Origin of the sequence: Ensifer sp. Root142 (assembly GCF_001426785.1) — a bacterium.
Taxonomy (GTDB): domain Bacteria; phylum Pseudomonadota; class Alphaproteobacteria; order Rhizobiales; family Rhizobiaceae; genus Ensifer; species Ensifer canadensis.
Map to the genome: position 1 here is coordinate 525,754 of NZ_LMFK01000034.1, position 16,731 is coordinate 542,484.

Annotated in this window: 12 protein-coding genes; 4 read left to right on the forward strand and 8 right to left on the reverse strand. The window is 58.8% G+C overall.

Annotation, left to right across the window (positions count from 1 at the left end):
• On the forward strand, positions 1–642 hold the full coding sequence (locus tag ASD52_RS27225; RefSeq protein ID WP_025430444.1) for a hypothetical protein: 642 nt from the start codon (positions 1–3) through the stop codon (positions 640–642).
• A 44-nt stretch (positions 643–686) separates the two neighbouring features.
• Here ASD52_RS27225 and ASD52_RS27230 read toward each other — a convergent pair whose 3' ends face one another.
• From ASD52_RS27230 to ASD52_RS27240, 3 genes are all read right to left on the reverse strand, one after another.
• Entirely contained in the window at positions 687–2,660 is a 1,974-nt protein-coding gene (locus ASD52_RS27230) for a TetM/TetW/TetO/TetS family tetracycline resistance ribosomal protection protein (RefSeq protein ID WP_057226042.1), read from the reverse strand.
• Positions 2,661–3,199: 539 nt separating this feature from the next.
• Positions 3,200–3,793 (reverse strand): OmpA family protein, encoded by a 594-nt coding sequence (locus tag ASD52_RS27235; RefSeq protein WP_057226043.1) that lies wholly within the window; start codon positions 3,791–3,793, stop codon positions 3,200–3,202.
• A 2-nt stretch (positions 3,794–3,795) separates the two neighbouring features.
• Positions 3,796–4,296 carry a hypothetical protein gene (locus tag ASD52_RS27240; protein WP_025430447.1) on the reverse strand — a complete coding sequence of 167 codons (501 nt, stop codon included), beginning with the start codon at positions 4,294–4,296 and terminating at the stop codon, positions 3,796–3,798.
• A gap of 421 nt (positions 4,297–4,717) precedes the next feature.
• Here ASD52_RS27240 and ASD52_RS27245 point away from each other — a divergent pair, with 421 nt between their 5' ends.
• Positions 4,718–4,939 carry a hypothetical protein gene (locus ASD52_RS27245; protein WP_156613055.1) on the forward strand — a complete coding sequence of 74 codons (222 nt, stop codon included), beginning with the start codon at positions 4,718–4,720 and terminating at the stop codon, positions 4,937–4,939.
• Between the two features lie 106 nt (positions 4,940–5,045).
• On the opposite strand, the gene xth is transcribed toward ASD52_RS27245, so the two are convergent.
• Positions 5,046–5,816 carry an exodeoxyribonuclease III gene (gene xth / locus ASD52_RS27250; RefSeq protein WP_057226047.1) on the reverse strand — a complete coding sequence of 257 codons (771 nt, stop codon included), beginning with the start codon at positions 5,814–5,816 and terminating at the stop codon, positions 5,046–5,048.
• Between the two features lie 269 nt (positions 5,817–6,085).
• On the opposite strand from xth, the gene ASD52_RS27255 reads away from it, so the two are divergent.
• Together ASD52_RS27255 and ASD52_RS27260 are read left to right on the forward strand one after the other, a co-directional pair.
• On the forward strand, positions 6,086–6,985 hold the full coding sequence (locus ASD52_RS27255) for a Ku protein (RefSeq protein ID WP_057226049.1): 900 nt from the start codon (positions 6,086–6,088) through the stop codon (positions 6,983–6,985).
• A gap of 15 nt (positions 6,986–7,000) precedes the next feature.
• A complete protein-coding gene (locus ASD52_RS27260; RefSeq protein WP_057221151.1) occupies positions 7,001–7,807 on the forward strand; it encodes a Ku protein in 807 nt (268 codons plus the stop codon).
• A 91-nt stretch (positions 7,808–7,898) separates the two neighbouring features.
• Here the strand turns inward: ASD52_RS27260 and ligD are convergent, their stop codons facing one another.
• The 4 genes from ligD to ASD52_RS27280 all read right to left on the reverse strand — a co-directional run bounded on the left by ligD (position 7,899) and on the right by ASD52_RS27280 (position 16,727).
• Complete coding sequence (gene ligD, locus ASD52_RS27265) at positions 7,899–10,553, reverse strand: DNA ligase D (protein WP_057226051.1); 2,655 nt, start codon at positions 10,551–10,553, stop codon at positions 7,899–7,901.
• Between the two features lie 568 nt (positions 10,554–11,121).
• Positions 11,122–12,453 (reverse strand): HlyD family type I secretion periplasmic adaptor subunit, encoded by a 1,332-nt coding sequence (locus tag ASD52_RS27270; RefSeq protein ID WP_057206988.1) that lies wholly within the window; start codon positions 12,451–12,453, stop codon positions 11,122–11,124.
• Between the two features lie 18 nt (positions 12,454–12,471).
• Complete coding sequence (locus ASD52_RS27275; protein ID WP_057226053.1) at positions 12,472–14,976, reverse strand: cadherin-like domain-containing protein; 2,505 nt, start codon at positions 14,974–14,976, stop codon at positions 12,472–12,474.
• Complete coding sequence (locus ASD52_RS27280; RefSeq protein ID WP_057226055.1) at positions 14,973–16,727, reverse strand: type I secretion system permease/ATPase; 1,755 nt, start codon at positions 16,725–16,727, stop codon at positions 14,973–14,975. The genes ASD52_RS27275 and ASD52_RS27280 overlap by 4 nt, the downstream gene beginning before the upstream one ends.
• Positions 16,728–16,731: the final 4 nt, after the last annotated feature.

Below are 16,731 nucleotides of genomic sequence, written 5' to 3' on the forward strand. Positions count from 1 at the left end.
ATGACAATCAAGCTCCTGTTTGCAGGCATAGCAGTGCAGTGTCTTATCGTCGGGGCGGGCGTGATGCTCGCCCCGACGTCCGTGGCCCAGAACGCCAACGCACTACGCTCTGCAGAGTCGTTCCAGTCGATTTCCGACAAGCAGGCGCGTTCGGTCGCCCTCTTCGAAGAAGCCGGAAAGGTCATCCAGCATCCGCGATGCGTCAACTGTCACCCGGCGACGGAACGCCCATTGCAAGGAATGTCGATGCATCCGCATCAACCGCCGGTGTTCCGCGGCGATGGCGGCATGGGTCTCGTGGGCATGCAGTGCAACACCTGCCACAGCGAAAAAAACACGCCGGTCATCGGCCAGGCGGACACACTGAAGAGCATTCCAGGCAATCCCGCCTGGCATCTCGCCCCGATCGAAATGGCCTGGGAGGGCAAGACCCTTGGCCAGATCTGTGAGCAACTGAAGGACCCAGCTCGCAACGGCGACAAGACCATGGCTGAAATGGTGGAACACATGGCGCATGACGAGCTGGTTGGATGGGGGTGGCACCCCGGCGATGGCCGCGAACCGGTGCCCGGCACACAGGAAGAATTCGGCAAGATCATTCAAGCCTGGGTGGATGCCGGGGCTGCTTGTCCGTCGGGCTGAAGGTCGACCTTCAGCCCGAGGCAAGGGAAACGACATTCTGCGGCTCAAATTTCATCCCGAGTTTTCGCACGGTCTGCAGGTCGGGACAATCGGAGTAGATATTCGCGGCCGTTGAATGGATCGACACCGGAACGCTTGCGCGAACGCTGCGGGTCGGCTGCCGGGGCATAGTGGTGGAAGGAGGTTTCCATGGTCCCCATGCCGCTTGTCAGTCCCGGCAATTGCTGCTGAATGCCTTGAACCCTCTCGGAGGCGACATGCCCTTCCAGCCGCGCTACGCCATCGGCCACAATCGATTCCTTGGTGACAGCGCCCGACTTGGCAAGCAGGGTCAGCAAGCCACCCAAAGTCTGCGAAGGTGCTTCGAGGTAAAATTGGTCGATCGGCTCACAGACGACCGTTTTTGCCGTTGATAAAGCCGTTGCGAGGACCCACGGCGTCAACTGCCGAAAGTCTGCAGCGGTGCTCGACGGGGAACTGTGCCGCGCAGCGGTCATGGCAACGTGGCAATCGATGACTTGCCAGCCGAAGATGCCCTGCCTAAGCGTCTCGAATACGGTTTCCTCGACTGCCCGGTAGAAGCTTGCCGGCATCTGGCCAACGTCCACTTCCAGCGCGAAGCTGTTGCCCGCCCCTTCCGGTCGCGGTTCGACGCGCAAACCAACGGTCGCCAGGAATGGATTCGGCTCCTTGAAGATGACCTGAAGGCCTGTGCCGATTCCGGCGAGCCTCTCGGCGCAGATGACTGTACTATCCTCAAACGTTACTCCGAGACCGAAATCCGTCAACAGTGTCGACTGGATCACCTCCTTCTGCACCTCGCCATAGAGAGACACGAAGATGTCGTTCGTGTCCTCGTTCTTGCGCAGGTCAATCAGCGGGTCCTGTTCGGCCAACTGGTTTAGCGCCAGCCAGAGCGCCGCACGCTCGGAGGGACGCTGCGCTTGGGCCCGGGATTCCAACGTTGGAGGCGCAAAATGGTGCGGGACGTCTGCGAGGCGGGTGGTGCCGACCACGTCGCCGATGCGGGCGCTGCCAAGGCCGCTGACCCGAGCAATCTGGCCTGCCTTGAAGCTGTTTGCGCTGTGAATTTTGCCGGCGTCGAAAAGTTGGATTCCGGTCACCCTTGCCGACCCCTGAGGCAGGTCGAGATATTCCCGCACGCGGACCGTGCCAGATGAGAGATAGAGATAGGAGAGCTTCTCACCGCCCCATCCACGCTCGATCTTGAAGATCCTGCCGGTGACAGCAGCATCAGGATCGAGGTCGCGGCTGGGCAGTAGGGTCGCAATTGCCGATGTCAGAGCTGGCAGGCCCACGCCGGTTACCGCCGCGCCAGCAAATGCCGGCTGCAACAGACCGCGAGAAACCTGATCCCGCAGCGAGCGGTCAAGTCTTTCGTCGGTAAGACGATCCGGCGCTTGCAGATAATCGCGCAGCAGCTCGTCATCGTTTTCCGCCAGGGTCTCGCACAGCGCGGTGAAAAGCGGCTCGCTTCCCGGATCGAACGCCTTTACCTGAGCGAGTTTACTACCGGCATCAATGACGGCCGACATGGCGATGGGTCGAACCGGTAGTTGGCCGGCAATGGCTTGCAGCACTTCGTCGTAGCGCGCACCGAGACGATCGACCTTGTTGATGAAGAATAGGAAGGGAACCCCAACACGCTGCAACGCCCGCACCAGCACTCGCGTCTGCGCTTGCACGCCTTCGACTGCGGAAACAACGACGACTGCAGCGTCCAGCAACCCAAGCACGCGCTCAATCTCGGCGATGAAGTCGGGGTGACCGGGCGTATCAATGAGGTTCACCACCGTGTCGCCGATCGTGAATGAAACGAGGGCAGCTCGGATGGTGATGCCACGCTGCCGCTCCAGAGCGAGGCTATCTGTCTGTGTATTGCCTGCGTCGACGCTGCCTAGCTTGTCGATGACACTGGCGTCAAAAAGCAGTCGTTCGGTAAGGCTAGTTTTGCCTGCATCCACATGGGCCAGGACGCCCAGATTTAAGGTGCGCATGAATCCTCAACTTCTCAGAAATTCCAACGTGATTTTCGTGAGAAGGGACTCGGCGCATTGGGACCTCTAAGAGCTGATGCCGCATGTTTTGATCCTTGAATCGGATAGGATTTAAGGAACCATGCAGTAGGGTTTCCGCACAACTCTGCTGCTTTGCAGAGCCGCCAGCAAACTTAAAAGCCGTATCTGAATACATGTCAAGAACCGCCATACCTCCCGTTGTGTCGGCAATTCACAGGCAACGGTTGATTACCCGAATGCCGGATGGATGCGCGCTTGCTGTGTTTGCCGCCGGCGGCTTTGCGTAGTAATGCCTCGGCGGTCCGTCGATCTGTTCGTCGTTGAAGACACCGCCTGATGGTGCACTGGTTACTTGTGGGCCAAACACTCCACAAGGGCGACCTCGGGCTCGGTCAGGCGCATACGTCACCGTACGGATAGCGTCGGCCGGTCGGGCCAACGCCAAACGCCATAGCGGTCGCACGTCGGCCCTAAGTAGCCGGCGTGCGTCAATTCATCGGCCCGCAGGACCCATTTTTCTACCGCTTTGGAAAAACGAACTCGACGCGCCGGTTGAGAGCGCGCCCTTGGGGATTGTCGGCTCCGTTTTTCGTATTGGGTTCGATCGGACGGCTATCACCTAGCCCTTCGACCGATAGCCGCGCTTTATCTGCTCCATGTTTCACAAGCCATTGCATGACGGCACTAGCTCGCTGAAGGGACAGTTCCTTATTGTACTGAGCCGACCCTTTGGAATCGGTATGACCCTCGATGATGATCGTGCCGGCGGGGACGGATGTGATGAGACGCGCGATGTCGATGAGTGTCGGTTCGGCGGCCGATTGGATGTCGGCCTTGTCGAAATCGAACAGCACATCGCCCGTCATGGACACCCTGACGGTCGTCGCGTCTTGTCGTACGGAAAGACCACCGTGCTGAGCGGTAAGCCCATCGGCTTTCGCAGACAGATCAAACACGGCGCTGTTCAGATCGGAGGGTAGCCCCTTCAAATCAAGAACCGTGGCCTTAAGATCACGTATTTCGCGATGGTAAGGTGACACCTGCGCATAAGAACCGCTGGCCGCTATCATGATCACGACCATCGCAAGGGAACATTTCGCTGCACCAGCCATGGCTATCGGTCGGTAAGTTTGATCGCGTCGAGTGTCTCGACGCCCGGGATCGTCAGTGACACCTCGGTGACGTCCTTTGGCGGAGCAGGAAACCTACCATGCCAGGAACCCGCGATCGGAGAATCCTTGTTAGCTTTGATAACGAGGTTTGGATTTGTCAGCGGCTTATCACTGCTGTCCGTAAGCAGCAGGTATTTCTTATTGCCAGCAAGAACGTAGAAGCTGTTTTCATATGCGTCCTGGCTAATCGAATCATATATTCGTTCCAGCTGGTTCGTCGCGAGCGGCTTGAAGCGGAGTTTGATTGTTAAAACATCGCCGGCGCGGACAGCTTCGACGACCTGCGCTTCCGCGGCCCCGCCATCGGTCAAGCCTGTGGCTAAGGGTGCGACAGAAGTGGTTTCAGCCTGAGTTTGTGCGAAGGCCGTTTGAGCCAATCCAGTTGTTGCTAGGAGGGCACCAAGAGCACAGACAGTCGTGGCAATTCTGGTCACTTTTACCATATCAATCCTCGATTTTTCAAAATTGCAGGCAGTGCATACGAATCACAAAACAACCTCCAGTAACTTTCTCGCATGGGAGAAATGTGGCGAAGTCCTGAAATTCCCACATTTTCGCCCGCTTTCATTCGCTGCAGGGCCGAGGGCCTGTTCGCTTTGACTGATGAACTGTTGCGATCCCACGCACAGTTTCCCTGGAATTCGGTGATGTCATCGCTGGTCTGTCAAAACGCTTACGCAATTGTGATTGGAACCATTACTTTTCCCTGCGGTTGATCAATCAACCAAGGGAGTTGCGCAGAGTTCGTTCGTTGAAGTGCAGCGCTACTCTGTCCCGGTGTCAGGCTCACAGGCACCAGGTGATCGTACTGGCTTCTCACAGCTGCGCACGCGACCCTGGCGCACAATGGAGACAAGCATGTCCATAACCACGATCCTGATCGGTGCTGCCCTCGTGATCGCCGGTGTACTCGATTTGTTTTGGGGTGCGCTCAGGCGTCGACCTCTCAGCGATCCTCACCGATCCATTTCAGATGCCAAGCCGACCCTGGAGCCCAGAGGACAAGGGCTTAGATTTCTTGGTTTGGTGAGGAACTGGCTCGGTATAGGCATGATCGCGATCGGCATGGCAATATTGATCGCCTAAACATAGGATTTGACCTGCAACGGAGAGTTTCCTCCGAAATGAGACGCCCATAGTAGGACGGATCGATAAAAGAATAGAGGTTTACGGCAGAGCAGATCGTTGGGGGTTAAAGTAGCTCGATCCAAGCCGGCGCGTGGTCACTCGTGTGATCCCAAGCTCGCACTGACTTGTCCACCTTGGCCCGCTTGAGATCGCCAGCAAGCGCCGGGCTTAACAGGAAATGATCGATGCGAAGCCCGGCGTCGCGGGCAAATGCGTTTCGGAAATACTTCCAGAATGTATAGATCCGCTCATTCGGATGGAGATGCCTCACCGCATCCGTCCAGCCCTGATCAAGAAGTGCGGCGTAGGCCGCTTTCACCTCCGGTCTGAAGAGCGCATCGTCTCGCCACCGCTCCGGCTTGTAAACATCCAGATCGGTTGGCATGACATTGAAGTCGCCAGCCAAGACAACCGGGATCTCCAGTTCTATCAGTTGCGCCGCATAGTGCTCCAGCCGGTCAAACCAACGCAGCTTGTAGTCAAACCTGGGTCCAGGGGCGGGATTGCCATTCGGCAGATAAAGGCATCCGACGATTATCCCCTCGATTGCCGCCTCGATGTAGCGGCTGTGACTGTCATCAGGATCGCCCGGCAAACCGCGACGCGTCTCCATTGGGGTCCGTCCTCGAGCCAGGATGGCCACCCCATTCCATGATTTCTGTCCGTGCCAGATCGCGCCATAGCCGGCTTTCTCGATTTCCCGGTGAGGAAACCTGCTGTCGGGCGCTTTCAGTTCCTGCAGGCACACGACATCCGGCTGCCTCTCCTCGAGCCACCGCAGAAGCACGTCGAGGCGACCGTTGATGCCGTTGACATTGTAGGTGGCGAGTTTCACCAGAATGATCTGCGCTGCCGGCATGCGATGGGCAGCGACGACGAAGCTTCGTTGCCCTTCTTGGACTCGCGATCCTCCTCGCGCCGCCGACGGCGTTCACCGCTGCCGGTATCGATTGGCTCGCGCATTCTCATGGCAGACCTCCCTTGTGATTTTCCCCTCCACAAACGCGGCTGCGGCGCAAAAGATGCATTCGATTGAGAACGGTCGGGAACGAAACGCCGGCTGAGCGGTTGAGTTCCGTTGGCCGCGTCAGGAGAACTTGTATCATGGTTGCCCCAAGAGCGAATTGGAAAGGCTACATCAAGTTCGGCGAGGTGACCTGTCCCGTGGCGCTCTATACGGCGGCATCAACTTCTGACCGCATCGCCTTCAACACTCTCAATCGCAAGACGGGAAACCGAGTCAAACGCGAATTCGTCGATGGCGAGACGGGAGATACGGTTGAGCGTGACGACCAGGTCAAAGGCTATGAGATGGAGAATGGCCAGTACGTCGTCCTGGAACCCGAGGAAATGGCCGAAGCCGTTCCCGAGAGCGACAAGACCCTGAAGATAGAGGCCTTCATCCCCTGCTCCCAGATCGACACAATCTACTTCGACAAGCCCTATTATCTCGCTCCCGACAAGCTGGGCACCGATGCCTTCGTGCTGCTGCGCGACGGGATGAAACAGGAAAAGGTCGCCGCGATTGCGCGAACGGTGCTGTTCCGACGGGTGCGCACCGTCCTTATCCGAGTGCATGGCAAGGGGCTGATCGCCTCCACGCTCAACTTTGATTACGAGGTCCGTTCGGCCGACAAGGCTTTCGAGGATCTCCCCGACCTCAAGATCGAAGGCGAGATGCTGGATCTTGCCGAACATATCATCGAAACCAAGATGGGTAGCTTCGACGCCAGCAGCTTCGACGATCGATATGAGGCTGCCGTGGCCGAACTGGTCAAAGCCAAAATCGAAGGACGCTCGCTTCCCAAAAGGAAGGCGCCCGCTGCGTCGAAGCCTGGAGATCTGCTGCTGGCACTGCGCGAAAGTGCGGGCATGGCTGCGAAGAAAACAAAAACAAAGCGCACCGCAGCGAATGTCAACAAGGGCGCCGCTCGCAAGCCAGCTGCAAAATCTGCAACTGCCAAATCCAAGCCCGCTACCGCCCAAAAACGGCGCGCCAGCTAGTCGGAGGACGCTTTCATGGCCGTTCGGCCCTACTGGAAAGGTTATCTCAAGCTGTCGCTGGTCACCTGCCCCGTGCAGATGATGCCGGCAACGTCCGACGAAGAAAAGGTCCGTTTTCATACGCTCAACCGCGCGACACAGAACCGTGTTATCAGCCACTACGTCGATGCGGTCACCGGGCACGAAGTCAAGGAGGACGACCAGGTCAAGGGCTATCAACGCGCCGAAGACGAGTACGTCATGCTGGAGGACGACGAGCTCGAAAATGTCGCGCTGGACAGCACCAAAACCATCGACATATCCACCTTCGCACCCCGCGACAGCGTCGAATGGATCTGGTTCGATACCCCGTACTTTCTCTCCCCGAACGACCCTGTCGGTCAGGAAGCCTTTTCCGTCATTCGTGAAGCGATGGAGGCCAAGCGGGTGGTTGGCATTTCGCGACTGGTCATCTCGCGTCGCGAACGCGCCGTCTTGCTGGAGCCGCGTGGTAAAGGCATCATCCTGTGGACTTTGCGCTACGGGGATGAGGTCAGGGACGAGAAAGCCTATTTTGAGGATATCGGCAACGAGAAAGCGGATTCCGACATGATGCCGCTCGTCCAGCAATTGATCGAAAAGAAGACCCAGGACTGGAACCCGAAGATAGTCGTCGACCCGGTCCAGGATCGGCTGCTCGACATCATCAACGCGAGAAAGAAACAGCTGAAAAAACCCCAGAAGGGCAAAGCGAAATCGCCAGCGTCGGAACCGAGCAATGTCATCAACATCATGGATGCGCTGCGCAAATCTGTGGCCGCCGAAACCCGACCCCGTAAATGAGCCGCGCACCATTGCCGAGGCTTCCGGTCCGCTACAGCCATCGCCCACGATCCATGTCGGGGTGAAAAGCATCCGCAATTTCGGCGGATGACTACGCCGCAGCCCTGTTCGTTTTGCTCAGGCGCTTGATCGCCTGCTCCAGCGAGCGCTGGCCTTCACAATAATCCTGCCAAGCGGTCCCCGCTCTCAGAAGCTCTGGCACGGTCCGGATCGTGAAGCGTTTGGGATCGAGACCCTTTTTGACCTGCGTCCAGTTGAGCGGCATCGACACCGGGGCGCCGGGGCGCGCCCGCGGCGACAGGGGCGCAACAGCGGTCGACATCCTGTCGTTGCGCAAGTAGTCGAGGAAGATGCGGCCCTCGCGCTGGCTCTTCGCCATCCTGATCAGGTAAAGATCTGGATTGTCGCGGGCCATCCGCTGACAGACATCATGGGCAAAAGCCTTCGCCTCTTCCCAACTCAATTTCTTCCGTCGCGACACGGCGAGCGGCGTCACGACGTGTAGTCCCTTGCCACCCGTCGTCTTGCAGAAGCTTACCAGCCCGAGTTCTGCCAACCGGTCGCGAATTTCCCGAGCCGCGTCAATGACGGTGGAGAACTCGACTTCGGGGCCCGGGTCCAGATCGAACACCAGGCGGCCGGGGACCTCCGGTTTCCCGGGCTCGCAATTCCAGGGATGCAGTTCGACACCACCGATCTGGGCGATCGCCGCAAGCCCCTCGACGCGGTCGATCTGCAGGTAGGGCTTCTTGTCACCGAATACGGTGACCAGTTCGAGCAGGTTCGATGTTCCCGGCATGGCATGTCGCTGGAAGAATTGCTCGCCGCCAATGCCGTCGGGAGTGCGAATGATCGAACAGGGCCGCCCTTTGATATGATCGATCAGCCAGGACCCGACCGCCTCATAATATTGGGCAAGCTCAACCTTGGTCACCGGCTTCCCATCGCCACCATCCGGCCATAGAGGTTTTTCCGGGCTGGAAATCAGCACGTCCATGACCTCGGCCTTCCCGCCCTTGCGAATACGATTTGGTACTGGCTTTACCGTCGAAGGATCGGACACGGCAGCCTTTGACGGTGACGCCGGTTTTTCCGCTTTCACCTCGCCCGCGGGTTTGTCTTCCCTCAAGCCCTTGAATGCGGCCTGCCGCACCTGGCCATCGGCCGTCCAGCCGGCGAACTCGATCTCGGCAACGAGATCCGGCTTGAGCCAAACGATATTCCGATCCTTCTTTGGCGCCCCGTTACCAGTGAAGGGTGACTTGGAGGCCTCTAGCTTTTGCAGCTTCGGCAACAGCGTTTGGACGGTCTTTGCGCCATAGCCTGTCCCGACCCGGCCGACATAGACGAAATGCTCGCCACGATTGACGCCAACAAGGAGAGAACGGAACTTGCCGTTGGTCGTTGCATAGGCGCCGATGACGACTTCATGACCTGCGCGGCATTTGGATTTCGCCCATGTGTCGGAGCGGCCGGACTGGTACGGCGCATCCGCTTTCTTGGAAACGATGCCCTCAAGGGAAAGACGGCGGGCAGATCGCAGCACGGCATCACCGTCGGTTTCAAAATGCTCGGCGAAGCGCAGATGCGGATCGTCGCCCGCATCCTCCAGGATCGCTGCGAGCCGTTCTTTCCGCTGTGTCAGCGCGAGCTCTCGCAGGTCCTCATCGCCGGTAAACAGGAGATCGAATGCAAAGTAGACCAAGGCATCGGTCTCGCCTTCGGAAAGTGCTGCCTGAAGGGCAGCAAAATCGGGTGCTCCTTTTTCGTCAAGAGCACAGATCTCACCATCGATGATGGCATCAGGCAGAGCTGCTGCCGACTTGGCGATGGCGGCAAATTTGGCTGCCCAGTCGAGACCTTTGCGGGTCTTCAAAGTCGCCTTGCCATTCTCGACCCGCATCTGAATGCGATAGCCATCAAATTTGATCTCATGGATCCAGCCACCGCCGTTCGGAGGGCGCTCCAGTGTTTCGCATAACTGCGGTGGGATGAAATCAGGCATTCTGGATTTCGGGCGTCTGGCGGACACAGACTTTTTTCGGCTCCCCGCTCCCGCCTGGCGTTCCTCGGCGGCAAGACCGTGGTTGCTGTCCCACACCGCGTCGGCCCCAATAGCGCCGCCCTCCACCATGAAGGGCTTTGGCTTTCTGCCTTTGCCCGACGCGATCGCGTCCATCGAGCGTCCGGAGGCGACTGAGGTGTTGTTTTCCTCAAGGACAGCCGCTCCGTTCTCATCGACCGAAAAATCGTCACGATGTTTGATCAGGAGCCAATTCGTTCGTTTTCCACCATCGCGATCATGACGCATGCGCACGAGCACAAAGCTGCCGTGGAGCCGTTTGCCCTCAAGGGTGAACTTGAAATCACCTTTGGCCAGCGCCTCTTCCGGCGTCCGATTTCCTTCCGGCTCCCAATAACCGCGATCCCACAGCATGACAGTGCCCCCGCCATACTGGCCTTTCGGAATGGTGCCTTCGAAATCGCCATAGTCGAGCGGGTGATCCTCGACCTCCACCGCAAGGCGCTTGTCTTGCGGATCGAGCGATGGCCCCTTGGTCACAGCCCAGGATTTGAAGACACCGTCGAGCTCCAAACGAAGATCGTAGTGCAGCTGGGTGGCGTCATGTTTCTGAATGACGAAGCGACGTCGATTGGAAGGGCTGAGCTTGCCCGCTCCGCTTGGTTCCTTGGTGACCTTGAAATCGCGCTTCTGTTTGTAGGTCGAAAGCTTGTCGCTGGCCATCGCTGTCCCCGGTCTCGTCCGCCATCCCCACCGACTTCCTTGAGTGCAGATCAGATGCGTGCAGGCTCGCCTGCCAATCGTTGCTCATGGCAACACAAGGATTACGCGCCCGTGTTCACCGTGCTGTCACGTCTTGGAACGGCTCGCATCCTCGCGAGACAAAAACATTTTCGGGCGCGTTTGGTTCCTCTCGCGGTTAATGTCGGCGGGTGGGGGGAAGCTGCGGAGTATCGATCTTCAGCAAGCCGCTACCCTGTCAGCCGGACTTTGCACACTGCCCGAACGTCCGACAGCAGGTCTGGATGACGATCAAGATGCAGAGCAGCTTTACCAGTGGCACTGGCGGCTTCGCCCTGCGTGTTTGAGGAGGAACTTCGATGTTGCGGTGGCCACTTTGGAGTTTCTTAAGCGTCGAGAATGATCCGTGCGCGTCCGAAACGAATGCGTTCGCTCGGTCATGACCGTCCGGCGACAGACGGCCATCCCAAGGATGTCGCGGAAACAGCCCTGGGATGGCCAGTTCCCGCACGAGGCACATCATGTCTCTGTGCGGAAGATGCGAATTTGTTCACTGTTCTCGAAAGGCCCGGCTGAATTGGTCGGTAAGCGGCTTCGATAGGAACGACAGTGCCGTTCTTTGCTCCGTTGAAACGAAGACCTCCACCGGCATGCCGGGCAAGAGTTTATTGTCACCAAGCTTGGCCAACTCCACTTGGGCAACCCCGATATCCGCCAAGTAGTATGTCTCACCGGAACTTGGGTCGTTGCTCGTAGCGGCCGACACATAGGTGACGTGTCCGGAGAGTTCGGGAGTAGTGCGCTGATTGAAAGCCGAAAAGCGAAGCTTCGCCACCTGACCGGAGAACACCTGATCGATATCGGTGGGAGAAAGCCGGGCCTGGATCTTAAGTGCAGCGTCGGTCGGGACAAGCGTGACCAGCTTTTCCGCCGGCGTGATCACCCCACCAATCGTGTGGACGAAAAGCTCGTTCACGGTTCCCGACAAAGGGGCGCGTATATCGGTGCGTTGCAATCGATCTTCGACAGCCACCTTTCGTTCACTCAACTCCGAGATCTTCTGTTCGACGGTCGTTAGATCACGCTGTGCTTCGGTCCGAGCGGCCTCGTCGATGGCGATGATCTGAAGCTCGATTTCGCTGGTTCTGGCCTTGGAGCGCGCGATGTTGGCTTGTATCTCGCCGTACTCGCCGGTGATCTTCGCCATTTCGCGATCAATGATGTACTTGCGGGAGGTCTCGAGCAGGTTCTTGTCGGTGAGGCGCTTGATCTTCTTGTGCTCGGTTTTGATCAGCGCCAGTTCGTCCTGCTTTGCGGTGAGCTGAACCCTCAAGCCATTGACCTCCTCTTCCAATTGGGAAATTCCCAATTGGAGCTGTTGCTTCTGGCTTTCCCGGTTCTGGCGGTTCCCGTAGAAAAGCCGCGCCTCGCCCATGAAGACCGTCGGAACCACACTCATTGCCTCACTGAGTTCTGCTCCAAACTGCAATTCCGCCGCGTTGTCCCGTTCGGCGACAAGCCTCGTTTTTCGCGCCGCCAGTTCAACAAGCTGGTTCTTGACGATGGACAGTTCCGCTCGGGTTTGCACGTCGTCAAGCCGCAGCATGATGTCGCCTTTTCTGACGGCGTCGCCTTCCTTGACCAGGATCTCGCTGACGATGCCGCCGTCACGATGCTGGATTGCCTTCAGGTTCTGATCGACCTTGACCATTCCCGCCGCAACGATCGCGCCCGTAAGCTGGGCCGTGGCAGCCCATCCGCCGGCGCCGGCAAAAAGCAGAACGCCAAGCATGGCGCCGACGATAACCCGGAAGGTTACCGGGAACGCGGCGTCTGCCTCATCGTCGCCGATGGCTGGAGGATTTCGTTGTGATTTGAGCATTTTGTTTTCCCCCCGGGATTATATTTGAGCGGTCTCGACGACCACCAACATGTGATGACCGCTCAAAGTGACAGCCACCTCGTATTCCTGGTCGTTGTTGGTATCGAATTCGATCCGCGTTACGCCATGTTCCTCTGTCCCCTCATGCCGCATTCTGATGGGAAGCGCGTCTTCATCGACATCTTCGCCATAGACAGCCTCGAAATGGTCCTCGAGGTTATCGACGATCTCCTCGAAGATCTGATACCTCGACATCTCGATGCGGTCCCCGACCATGAAATCGAGGATGTGATGGATGGCGTCGCTGGTCGACGAGCCGGCCGGCATATTGAAACGGAAGACGTCATCGCCGCTGCCTCCCTCAAGGATCAACGCGGTTTGACCGACGTGGAAGACATCCGCCTGGGCGCTGCCCACGATCTGTTCAAAGCTCGTGACAACGTCGGTTCCGATATCGACACCGGTCGCGATGCCGGTCTCAAGGTCGATGACAACCCCATGCGTTGCCGCAGAATAATCCAGGGTGTCCAGACCCGATTGGCCGTTATAATGATCGTCGGCGCTGTCGGCCGCGGCCATGACGGTATCGTTTCCCGCTCCGGCCGAAACGACATCCGCGCCTGCTCCGTCGTGAATGGTATCGTTGCCGGCCCCCGTGACGATCGTCTCGGCGTTGTCGCTGCCGATCACGCTGTCATCGCCTTGACCGGTCAGGACCACCTCGAAATTCGCGACGGTGTCCTCGCCGATTTCTGCGCCCGAGGCTTGGCCTTCGCTGAGGTCGATCTCGATCGACCGTGACAAGCTGGAATAATCGAGCGTGTCGGTGCCATCTCCGGCATCGTAAAGATCGGGGAGAAGATCCCCTCCTGCATCTTTAACCGTATCGTCGCCGGCTCCGGTGGCGATTGTCTCGGCCCCAAGGCTGGCGGTCACGCTGTCATCCCCCTGACCGGTCATGACCACCTCAAAATTCGTGATGGTATCGTCGCCAATCTCTTCACCTGATGCTTTGCCTTCGCTGAGGTCGATGGTGATCGATCGTGACACGCTGGAATAATCGAGCGTGTCCAAACCGTCGCCGCCGTCATATTGGTCCGATACGAGATCCCCTTCGCCCGCAATCGTGTCGTTACCAGCACCTCCCATGACGATATCCTCGTCGCCGCCCCCCACCAGAACATCCGCGCCTTCGTCCCCGACAAGATGATCCTTGCCCGCTTGCCCGAGCAGAGTATCGTTGCCGCTACCGCCGGACAGGCGATCGTCGCCGCTGCCGCCGTCGATGGCGTCGTTGCCTTCATCGCCGGCAACCAAATCGTTGCCGTCGCCGCCGAAGGCCAGATCGTCGTCAGCGCCTCCATGCAGGGCGTCGTCTCCCTCGTCCCCAGACAGAATATCGCGCCCCTCCTCGCCAAACAGACGGTCGTTGCCGCTGCCGCCATGGATCTGATCGTCACCGGTTCCGCCGAAGACGACATCGTTTCCGATCCCTGCGAAAATGATGTCGTTGCCCCCGCCCGCGACGATGTTGTCGTTGCCGTCGCCACCATCCACCGTATCGGCACCACCTCGGGCATCGATGCTGTCATCGCCTGCCCTGCCGTCGATGGCATCGCTGCAATTGGTGCCGAGCAGCAGATCGTCACCCAGGGTCCCGACAATCGGCGGGGCGTTGACCACGGAAAAATACGCAGTCTGGGTAATCGAAAGCTGGCCATCTGTGATCTGGTAGGTAATCGTGACCGGACCAAGCTCGGTCCAATCGTAGAGCCAACCTTCGGCGGTCCTAGTGATTGTGCCGGATGTCACCGTGATATCCCTGACAGAAAGCAAGTTGCCGTCCGGGTCGGACGCCCCGCGCAATAGATCCGAAAGGCCGATGACGACCGCAGCGCAACCGGAAACATCCTTCAGCGTGACTGAGCCGTTCACGCGCGGTGCGCGGTTAACGGGGTCGTTATCTTCGTTGTCGTCATCATCGTCATCGTCGTCATCGCCCGGTTTGTCGTCTTCCCTATCCTTTACCGGGAAAGATTTGACGGGAGAGCCGGCAACAGACGGCGCCGACGCGACATTGTCGTTCGACGCCCTCAAGACGGGCGAGGGGCTTTCCAGCTCCCACCGTTCAGACATCGAGGTCGAGAAATCGTCCGGTCGGAATGAGGGCGATCGAATATCAACGGCATCCATTTCTTCGTTCTGGCTATTGTAGTTGCGCATGGCGCCGCCAGCCTTCTTTTTGGCCGGCGCTTCCGGTTCCTCGTCCTTGACCTCGTCAGGCTTGTTCTCCGCCACCAACTGCGGAGGGGCTAGATCTTCCTGCGGCTCCTTGGTTGGCGGAGGCAGCTCCTCAACGGGCTCCGACGCCGTGCTGAAGGCGCTCTTCAGATAAAGCGCAAAGCCCGTCAAGAACATCGCGATGACAGCCGGCGCTCTTGACGGCGCATCCTCGTTTTTCAGGCTGTAGCGCTGGTGCGGGTCTTCCTCTTTGACCGTTTTTGTTCCCTTCGCCTCGATCATTCCGACACCTTTGACGTCATGCGCGCGGGCAGTGCGGGTCGGCCACCGGCGTCCCCTATCGCGGCTGGTTTCAGGATTTCGCTCTTGGGCCCAAAAGCCACCAGCTTGCCGCCTTGAACCACGGCAATCAGGTCGCAGGCGGTAAGCGCGCTCGGGCGATGGGCAATGACAATGGCGATGCCATTGCGGGCGCGAACGGCTTGTATGGCCTGCGTCAGTGCGGACTCGCCCTCGCCGTCGAGATTGGAGTTGGGCTCGTCCATGACGACGATGAACGGATTGCGGTACAACGCCCGTGCAAGCGCGATCCGCTGCCTCTGACCGGCAGACAGGGATGCCCCCTGAGGCCCGAGCGCCGTACGGTAACCGTCCGGCAGACGCACGATCATTTCGTGAATGCCGGTGGTTTGTGCCGCTTCCACGATTGCCCGTGCGTCGACATCAGGATCAAGGCGGGAAATGTTTTCCTCGACCGTGGCATCCAGGAGCGCCACGTCCTGCGGGAGATATCCGATGTGCTGTCCGAGACAGCTGTCCGACCATTGGGTCAGCTCCGCATCATCCAGCCGCACACCACCACGAAGCGGTGGCCAGATCCCGGTCAGCGCTCGCGCGAGCGTGGTCTTGCCGCCGCCGCTTGGGCCGATGATGCCCAGAACCTGTCCGGCTTCGATGTCGAAACTGACATCGCTCAGAAGAACCCGGCCGGAACCGGGGGCTGCAACCGTGAGCTTTTCGACCTTCAAGGTCTTAGCGGGCGCAGGAAGGTCCATCGGCGCAACGGTACTCGTCAATGCGACCACCGTTTCCTTGAGGCGAGCGAAGGCGGTTCGTGCTGTGACGAAACTCTTCCAGTTGCCGACAGCAAGATCGACCGGGGCAAGAGCACGCGCCGAAGCAACGGATGCAGCGATGATGGCGCCGGCAGACATTTCCCCCTGGATCGTCAACCACGCCCCCAGCCCCAGAACCGCCGATTGCAACACCATCCGAAGCACCCGGGAAATCGCCCCAAAGGTGCCGCTGATGTCGTTTGTCCGGGTCTGAAGCGCCAGATGCTCCTTGTTGGCAACATTGAACCGGCTGACCGCACGCGGCGCAAAGCCCATGGCCTTCAACACCTCGGCATTGCGGGTGTTTGAATCGGCAATGGCATTTCGCTCAATACCGGCCTTGTGCGTGGCGGCGGCCCATCTGCGCGTCATCACTTCGGTCAGGATGGCAAGGATCGTGAGGACAAAGGCGCCGCCAAATGTCAGGGCGCCGAGATAGGGATGCAGCATGTAGACGAAGATCAGGTAGAGCGGCATCCAGGGAAGGTCGAAAAAGGCGATCGGCCCCTGGCTGCCGAGAAATCCCCTGACGGTGTCGACGTCACGGCCGCGCTCGAGCGCCTCTGCCGTGGAGAAGCCGAAACGGGGCATGTCGATCGCAACTTCATGCGCCAGCGGGGCGATCTTTGCGTCGAGCCTTGCGCCGACGCGCACCAGTACCTGTGAGCGGATGATGTCGAAGAGCCCTTGAAACAGATAGAGCCCGATCGCAAGGATCGAGAGCCCCAGAAGGGTTGGGATGCTGCCGCTGGTCAAAGCCCGGTCGTAGATCTGCAACATATAGAAGGAACCGGTCAGCGCCAGAATGTTGATGATTCCGGAGGTGATGAAAAGGAAGAGGAATATTCCTTTAAATCTCTGCGTAAGCTTCTCAGCGTTCTTACGTTTCGTGCCAGTCAGTGGGGTCTTCGTGCGCATGATA